The 7798-nt window shown below is 64.0% G+C and carries 5 protein-coding genes; all 5 read right to left on the bottom strand.

Annotation, left to right across the window (positions count from 1 at the left end; genetic code table 11):
* Positions 1 to 158 precede the first annotated feature (158 nt).
* Positions 159 to 1196 (bottom strand): zinc-dependent alcohol dehydrogenase family protein, encoded by a 1038-nt coding sequence (locus VSR72_RS42900; protein ID WP_342958235.1) that lies wholly within the window; start codon positions 1194 to 1196, stop codon positions 159 to 161.
* A 275-nt stretch (positions 1197 to 1471) separates the two neighbouring features.
* A complete protein-coding gene (locus VSR72_RS42895) occupies positions 1472 to 2596 on the bottom strand; it encodes a porin (RefSeq protein WP_342958234.1) in 1125 nt (374 codons plus the stop codon).
* 54 nt (positions 2597 to 2650) lie between these two features.
* Entirely contained in the window at positions 2651 to 3193 is a 543-nt protein-coding gene (locus tag VSR72_RS42890) for a hypothetical protein (protein WP_342958233.1), read from the bottom strand.
* 414 nt (positions 3194 to 3607) lie between these two features.
* Entirely contained in the window at positions 3608 to 6661 is a 3054-nt protein-coding gene (locus tag VSR72_RS42885; protein WP_342958232.1) for an efflux RND transporter permease subunit, read from the bottom strand.
* On the bottom strand, positions 6658 to 7797 hold the full coding sequence (locus VSR72_RS42880; protein WP_342958231.1) for an efflux RND transporter periplasmic adaptor subunit: 1140 nt from the start codon (positions 7795 to 7797) through the stop codon (positions 6658 to 6660). Before VSR72_RS42880 ends, VSR72_RS42885 begins: the two co-directional genes overlap by 4 nt.
* Between the last annotated feature and the right edge of the window lies 1 nt (position 7798).

Below are 7798 nucleotides of genomic sequence, written 5' to 3'. Positions count from 1 at the left end.
TCCGCTGAACGCAGGCGCCCTGCTGCTTCAACCGCTGACCTTCAACAATGAGTGAACACAGAAACAGAGAAAGATGCGACATCTGTAAATGGCTGGCAGGACGACATCTGTATCTGGCCATGACATTGAAATGTTCGCAAACATCGAAACCCACCGCATCACATCTCGACAATCACCTTCAGCGCCTGCGTGCTGGCCGCCTGCGAAAACGTCTCATACGCCTTGGTCATGTCGTCGAACGCAAACCGATGCGTGATCAGCCGCGTCGGATCGATGCGTCCGGCGTGCACGGTCTTGAGCAGCATGGGCGTGCTGACCGTATCGACGAGACGCGTCGTGATCGACACGTTGCGGTCCCAAAGCTTGTCGAGGAAAAGCGACGCCGGTACGCCATGCACGCCGATGTTCGCAATCACGCCGCCGGGCGCCACGATCTGCTGGCACAGCTCGAACGTCGCTGGCACGCCAACGGCCTCCATGGCGCAATCCACGCCCACGCTGCCCGTGAGCTTCATCACCGCATCCACGGCGTCGCCCGCGCGCGGATCGATGCAGGCCGTCGCGCCGAATCGCTTCGCGCATTCCAGACGGTTCGCGTCCATGTCGATCATGATGATCTGAGCCGGCGTATAGAACTGCGCGGTCAAGAGCGCGGCGAGCCCGATCGGTCCCGAGCCGACAATGGCGACCGTGCTGCCGGGCTCGACCTTGCCATTGAGCACGCCGCATTCGAAGCCCGTCGGCAAGATGTCCGAGAGCATCACGAGTGCGGCTTCGTCGAGGCCGTCGGGAATCCGGTACAGACTCGTTTGCGCGTGCGGAATGCGCACGTACTCGGCTTGGGTGCCGTCGATGCGATTGCCGAGAATCCAGCCGCCCGTCTTGCAGTGCGAATACATGGCGCGACGGCAGTATTCGCACTGACCGCAGCTCGAGATGCACGAGACGAGCACGCGATCGCCGGCTTTGAGCGTCGACACGCCGTCGCCGACTTCATGGACGACGCCCACGCCTTCGTGGCCGAGAATGCGGCCCGGCTCGCAGCTCGGCACGTCGCCTTTGAGGATGTGGAGATCGGTGCCGCAGATCGTCGTCTTCGAGATCTTGACGACGGCGTCGCCGGGTCCCTGCAAGGCGGGCGTCGGCCGCGTTTCGAGCGCGAACCTGCCCGGACCGTTGTAGACCAGTGCTTTCATGGTTCCTCCATCGACAACCGGAAATCCGCCGGCTCGCCGAGCGCCCTCCTTTCGGTGTGCGCCGGCGCCCGGCGAGTCCGTCTTCCGCTGCAAGGTTTGCATATTTCGATGCACGGCGAGCCGCCGTGTGCGGATTCGAAAAACGCAACGACATCGCCCTTGCATTCACGATCGTAGTACTTACGAAAGGCGAACCGCTTTCCAATGTCCGATGGCCACGAAGTGATGGCGTGGACCCTTATGCGTTGCGCATGGTCCGGTTGCGCGTTCGACGACTAGAACAGATGCCGGATACCGACCTGCACGCCGAATTCGCTTTGGCCGGGTCCCGGTGTGAGGAACGAACCCGTCGTAATGCTGGCGCCCGCCATCTTGAATTGCGCGGTACCGTAGTTCTTCAATTCGGAAATCGTGCCGTAGATTCGTGTCCCCTTCGAGAGGTCATAGTTGACGATTGCCCCATACTGCAGGGCGTCGTTGCCGAGATGCGTGCTGTCCTTGGTGTAGGCCGCGCCGGCTCCCACGCTGAGGAATGGTGTGAATCGGTAATCGGCCGAAAGCGAGTACGTGCTGTGCCAGTCGCCTGGCGTATTGCCAACCGGCCCGACCGTCGGGTCGTATTTGCCCGCAGGGTTGCTGAGCGCATTGCCGGTGGTCGCGGAAATCACCTCGTTGGCGCGGAAATAGCCGACGTAGATGCGCCCCCACCCGTAGTCGAGATTGCCGCCCGCCATGAATTCCTGCACGCGGTTGGAGACCGTGGCGTTCGCGGCGTTCAAATAGGCGAGCGCGAGATAGACCGGGCCCTGGCTCGTCTGCACGCCGGCCTGGTACACGGCATTGCCCGCGAGCGTGCCGGGCTGCCCGCCCACCGAATAGTGCAGTTCGACCTGCGTGCCATAAAACTTCGGCGAGATGTACGCAATGTCGTTATCGACGCGTGCCAGCCAGTTCGCAAAGTTGTTGTAGCCCGAGGCATAGGTGGCCGCGCTGAAGGCGTCCATATTGCCGCTCCAGGCGAACATTGGCGTGTTCTGCCGCCCGAAGCGCACCTCGCCGAACCCGCCGCCCAAGCCGACCCACGCCTGGCGATCGAAGAAACGATAGCTGTTCTGCAACTTGCCCGTGCCCGGATCGAAGCCGCTTTCCAGCGCGAAATTCACGCGGTATCCGCCGCCAATGTCCTCCGTGCCGCGCAGCCCCCACCGGCTCGTCATCAAGCCGTTGTTGCCGAGTACGGCAAGCGACGTGGTCTTGCCGCCGACTTTCGTGTTCTGGTAGCCCGCGAACACGTCCAGCACGCCATAGAGCGTCACCGACGATTGCGCCATTGCCGGTGTGCTGAAGATGACAGCTGCACTGATCACCGATAAGCTAAGGATTCCTCTGTTTAACGACATCGTCACTTTCCCCTGTTGTTGACTTCTTGATAGATCGCTGCTGGTCTGAAAGCTTCAGCGTGCGCGGCCGGTGGCAAGCATGCGCTTGACTACGAGTGCGAGCGGCACGGTGAAGCAAAAGTGCGACATGAAACCGCCGATGATGACGACTGGGTCGTAGTAATTGGGATGGTTGTCGGATGCGATGCTGATCGCCACATGCATGACGATCCAGGCAAGGATCGCGTAAAAGAGCGCGACGAACGTGGCCTCGTAGCCGCGGCGGCGGAAATACGGCCAGATCGCGGCGAACAGCACGCCCCACCCTATGGCAAAGAAGAAATGGATCGCAGTCCCAAGGACATAGGCCCAGATGCCAAGCGCGTCCTGCACGCCCTTGCCGAACACGAGACCGGTGGCATTGCGGGGAATGCCCGCAAGCGGCATGAGATGCTGGGCGCCAACCCAGATCAGCGCCTCGTAAATCCAGATGATGACCGCGCCTGTCAAGCCGCCGGCAATGCCGGCGCGCAAGATTGCGCCGAGAGTCGGCTTGCCGTCGATTGCCGTTCTCGTTCCTTGATATCCACCCTCACCCACGCTTGCATTGCCGCTCATCGCCATCTCCTCTTTTATTCCTGCACGAAATGATTTTTCGTCAAGATAGAAACGAGGGAAGCGGAAAACTACATCGGGTTAACGGCAAGCGAGATGCGTCTGGCAAGCAAGAAAGCGCGCGCAAGGCAGGCGTGCGGTTCGGGACGAACCGCGCAACGCCAAGCGGGACAAGGCTCGGCGCGATCCTGGGATGCAACGCGCAAGGCCGGCGGACCGGGTTGCGGACCCGGTCGCCGATAAGAGAAATCGATACGGCGGAAACGACTTCGCAACGCTACGTCTGCAAACGCGCCTCACCCGGAGGTGCCGGAAGGCGCATCGACTATCGGCTGCTAACGCTCGGTGACGATCGCGAGCGCATTGACTTCCGGGGGAGGCAAATCATTTGCCCGCCTCCTGGTTTTGCCGCCCCACTCACCTGCCCTGCTTTACCCGCAGCAATAGGCGCAGCAGCACCGGCAGCACCAGCAGCACGAGTGGCATCTGCACGATCAAGCCCGAGATGATCGCGACGGCGAGCGGTTGCTGCATCGCAGAACCCTGGCCGATCGCGAAGGCGAGCGGCAGCAGCGCAAGAATGGCGGCAATGGTCGTCATCGCGATGGGCCGCAGGCGGTTGCGGCCCGCAGCCTGCAACGCCTCCTCGAGTGGCATGCCTTCGTCACGCACGAGACCTTGAAACTCGGAGACATAGAAGATTGCGACTTCCGTCACGATACCGACGATCATCGTCATGCCCATCATCGCGGAGATGTTGAGCTCGATCCCCGTTAGCCACAGTCCGATGAAAACGGCGCCCGTAGCGAGCAGCGGCATCGCCATCACCGCGAGCGCCACGCGAAAGCGTTCGTAAAGGAATAGCAGCAGCCCGAACACCAGCGCCACGGCCGCGCCGAAGACTGCGAGCAGTCCCTTGAATGCGATCTGCTGTTGCTGGTACAACCCACCAAGTTCGTAATAGACGCCCGTTGGCAAAAGCGCGGGATCGGCAAGCGCGCGCTGCACGTCGGCGATGGTCGAGCCGAGATCCCGCCCATCGATGCGCGCCGTCACCGCCACCATACGCTTGAGATTGTCGCGGCTGATTTCAGGCTGGCCGCTTACGTGCACCGGGTCGGCAACGCGTGAAAGCGAGAACATATGCCCGTCCGGTGCGCGCAACGGCAGGCGCGCGAGTTCGGTGTCCGTCATCTGCAACGCGCCTTGCGCACGTACGCGCACACCGACGGTCTTCGGGCCGTTCTGGAACTGCGTGGCCACGTTGCCGTCCAGCAGGTCCGAGACCTGTTGCGCGATCGCCTGCGGGTCCATGCCGACGGCCGCCGCGGCGTCGGGGCGTATGCGCAGATCGATGGCGTCGCCCGCAGGATTGATGCCGTCGTTCACGTCGACGATGCCGCTAATCTTGCCGATGCGCGCGGCCACACGTCGAGCGGTCGTGTCGAGCACGTGCGAGTCGTCCGAGTAAATCTTGATCTGCACGGGCTGCGGAACCGCCGTGAGGTCGCCGATCAGATCCTCCATCAACTGCGCAAGCTCGACGCTCACACCAGGCACTTTTGTTTCGATCTGCGAACGGATCTCCTCCATCACCGTGTCGATCGGCTCGCGGCTGCCCGACTTCAGGCGCACGAAGAAGTCGCCCTTGTTCGGCTCGTTCAGGTCGCCGCCCAGTCCCGCGCCGGTGCGGCGCGAGTACGTCGCCACATTCGGGTTCGCGCGGATGATCGCTTCGATCTGTTGCATCAGCCGATCGGTTTCCGTGATCGACGTGCCCGGCTGCGTGTGATAGTCGAGCACGAAACCGCCCTCGTCCATCGACGGCATGAAGCCGCTGCCGACCCGCGTGAACGCGAGCGCCGACAGCAGCGCGAGCGGAACGACGAGTGCGAGCACCCACACGGGCCGCGCGCTCACGCGCGAGACTAGCCGCGCGTAGGTGCGGTTCAGCCATGCAGCAAAGCGCGTTTCGCGATGCTCCTCGGCGTCTTTCGCTGTGAGCCAGCGGTCGCAGAGAATCGGAATGGCAAGCCACGTGACGAGAAACGAAATAAAGAGCGCGCTGGCCATCGTCACGGAAAGCGCCTTGAAGAACGCTCCCGTTACGCCCGAGAGAAACGCCAGCGGCACGAAGATGATGAGGGTTGCCGCGGAAGAGCCGGCGAGCGGCCGCGTGAATTCGAGCGCCGCGCTCATCACGCGGCCATGGAACGCATGCGCGCCCGCTTCGCGCATGCGCCGCGCGATGTGTTCGATCATCACGATGGCGTCGTCGATCACGAGGCCCACCGCCGCCGCCATGCCGCCGAGCGTCATGATGTTGAAGCCCATGCCGAACACGTCCAGCAGCAGAATCGTCGCGGCCATCACAATGGGTACGAGCGCCACGGCAATGAGCGTGATTTTCGTGTTGCGCAGAAACACGAAGAGCGTGAGCGCCGCGAGCACCACGCCAATCATGATGGCATCGCGCACGCTCGTAGCCGAGGCGATCACGAGTTCGCTCTGGTCGTACCAGTTCTGGAGCTTCACGCCTGGCGGCATCTGCGAACAGAAGTCCTTCAGGCGTGCGCGTATCGCCTGCGCCATCGCCACGCTGTTAGCGCCGGGCTGCTGGTAGACGTTGACCAGTACGGCATCCTGACCATCGGCGGTCACGCGGATCCATTGCGGCACGGTCCCCTGTGTGACAGTGGCGACGTCGCCGAGGCGGATCTGCGTCGCGCCCGCGGACGAAACGACCACGTTTTTCAGCGTATCGAGCCCGCTGAAAGCCGAATTCGCGACGACGAGATAGAGCTTGTCGTGGTCCTCGATGCGGCCGGTAGCCATCAGCACGTTGCCCGCGCCGATCGCGCGCGAGACATCGGCGACCGAAAGCTTGTACGCCGCGAGGCGCTGCGGATCGACGGCAACTTCGAGCTCGTCTCGCGCCCCGCCCGTCACGTCCACGCGGGCCACACCCGCAACCGAGGAAAGCAGCGGACGCAACTGGAACTGCGCGAGATCGTAGAGCTGCGAGAGCGACAAGCGCGACGACGTCAGGCTGTACGCAATCACGGGAAACACCGTCGGGTCCATGCGGCGCACCTGCATCGTGGTGCCCGGCGGCAGCGTCGCGAGGATCTCGGCAATGGCCGACTGCGCCTGCAACGTGGCTTGCGCCATGTCCGTGCCCCAGTCGAAATTCAGGGAGATCTCCGCCGAACCCCGGCTCGTGCGGGATTCCACGTCGCGTACGTTCGGTACGCGACGCAACGCTTCTTCCACCGGCATCGTGACGAGCGTCGCCATTTGTTCGGCGGGACGGTCGCCCGCGTCGAGCGAAATCACGGCGCGCGGAAAGGACACGTTCGGAAAGAGCGAGATCGGCAAACGCAATGCGGTAAGCGCTCCCGCAAGCGCGGCGAGCGCGATCACGAACAGAAGCGAGCGCCGATGGCGCTGCATCCACTGGCTGAACGTCATCGCGCGCCGCCTTGCGCTACGCGCACAGCCATGCCGTCTTCGAGTTCGTAGTTGCCAACGACGACGAGCGGCCGCGAGGCGTCGAGCGCGCCATCCACGCCGTACGCATCGCCGTGCTCGACTTTCACGCTCACGTCGACGCGGTGCGCCTTGTTGTCCGGCGCGACCTGGTACACATAGCTGCCCTTCGCGTCCTGAAGCACCGCGGCGCGCGGCACGTTCCACCACGTGCCGCTCTGCGTGTCGATGTCGGCACGCACACGCGTTCCTGGCAGGAATGCGGTGCCCGCGAGCGGCACGTTCGCACCCACGTTCACGAGCTGGCTTTGCGCATCGATGGCTGCGCCGACGAGCACGATGCGTCCTTGTGCACGCTGCGAACCGAGCGAGGCCGAAAGCGGACGCAGCACGACACGATCGCCGGCGCGCAGTGTGAGCGCATCGGCGGGTTCGACGCCCAGCGATATGTTCGCGGCATTGCCTGCGGGAGCGTTGGCCGCAACGAGCTGGGCGAGCGACGTGCCCGCCTGGATCTGGTCGCCCGGCGCCGCGGCAAGCTGCGCGATGACGCCGGCCACGGGCGCCGTGACGGTGTTCGAACCCGGGGCAATGCCCGTCGCGCGTTGCGCGGCGAGCGCCTGCTGTGCGTCGTCAAACGCCTTTTGCGCGGCGGCGAGTTGCGATTGCGTGGCGAGACCGTCGTGAAAGAGCGAGCCGGTGCGCGCGAGTTCGCCCCGTGCGAGCGTCGCCGCACTTTGTGCCTGCGTATAGGCGATCACGGCGTTCGGATCTGCCTGCACGACGAAGAGCGGCGCGCCGCGCGCAACGGTCTGGCCCGGCTGCACGAGCACGCGCGTCACGCGTGCGAGATACGGAAGGCTGATGGTCGTGGCGTTCGCGGCCGCGGACGCAACCGAGCCATACGCGACGACGGTTTGCGAAACCGGCTCGCGCGTCACGTGGACGACCTGCACGGCGGCAGAAGGCGCAGGCGTGCTGCCCGACGCACCGGTGTCGTCTGCGCGCGCCGCACGCGGCGCGAACAGCACTGCGCTGGCGGCCAGCGCGCTTGCAACGCCAAGCGCGCAGAGGGCGACACGCGTGCGCGTGCCGCAGAGGAAGCGATGGTCAGTCATG

Source organism: Paraburkholderia sp. JHI869 (assembly GCF_038900775.1).
Taxonomy (GTDB): Bacteria; Pseudomonadota; Gammaproteobacteria; order Burkholderiales; family Burkholderiaceae; genus Paraburkholderia.
The sequence above is the reverse complement of the archived record's forward strand: the minus strand, read 5'-3'. Positions and strand labels throughout refer to the sequence as shown.

Coding starts and splice junctions, on each gene's coding strand:
- VSR72_RS42900 (WP_342958235.1), bottom strand. CDS start 1,196: ATGAAAGCACTGGTCTACAACGGTCCGGGCAGGTTCGCGCTCGAAACG.
- VSR72_RS42895 (WP_342958234.1), bottom strand. CDS start 2,596: ATGTCGTTAAACAGAGGAATCCTTAGCTTATCGGTGATCAGTGCAGCT.
- VSR72_RS42890 (WP_342958233.1), bottom strand. CDS start 3,193: ATGAGCGGCAATGCAAGCGTGGGTGAGGGTGGATATCAAGGAACGAGA.
- VSR72_RS42885 (WP_342958232.1), bottom strand. CDS start 6,661: ATGACGTTCAGCCAGTGGATGCAGCGCCATCGGCGCTCGCTTCTGTTC.
- VSR72_RS42880 (WP_342958231.1), bottom strand. CDS start 7,797: ATGACTGACCATCGCTTCCTCTGCGGCACGCGCACGCGTGTCGCCCTC.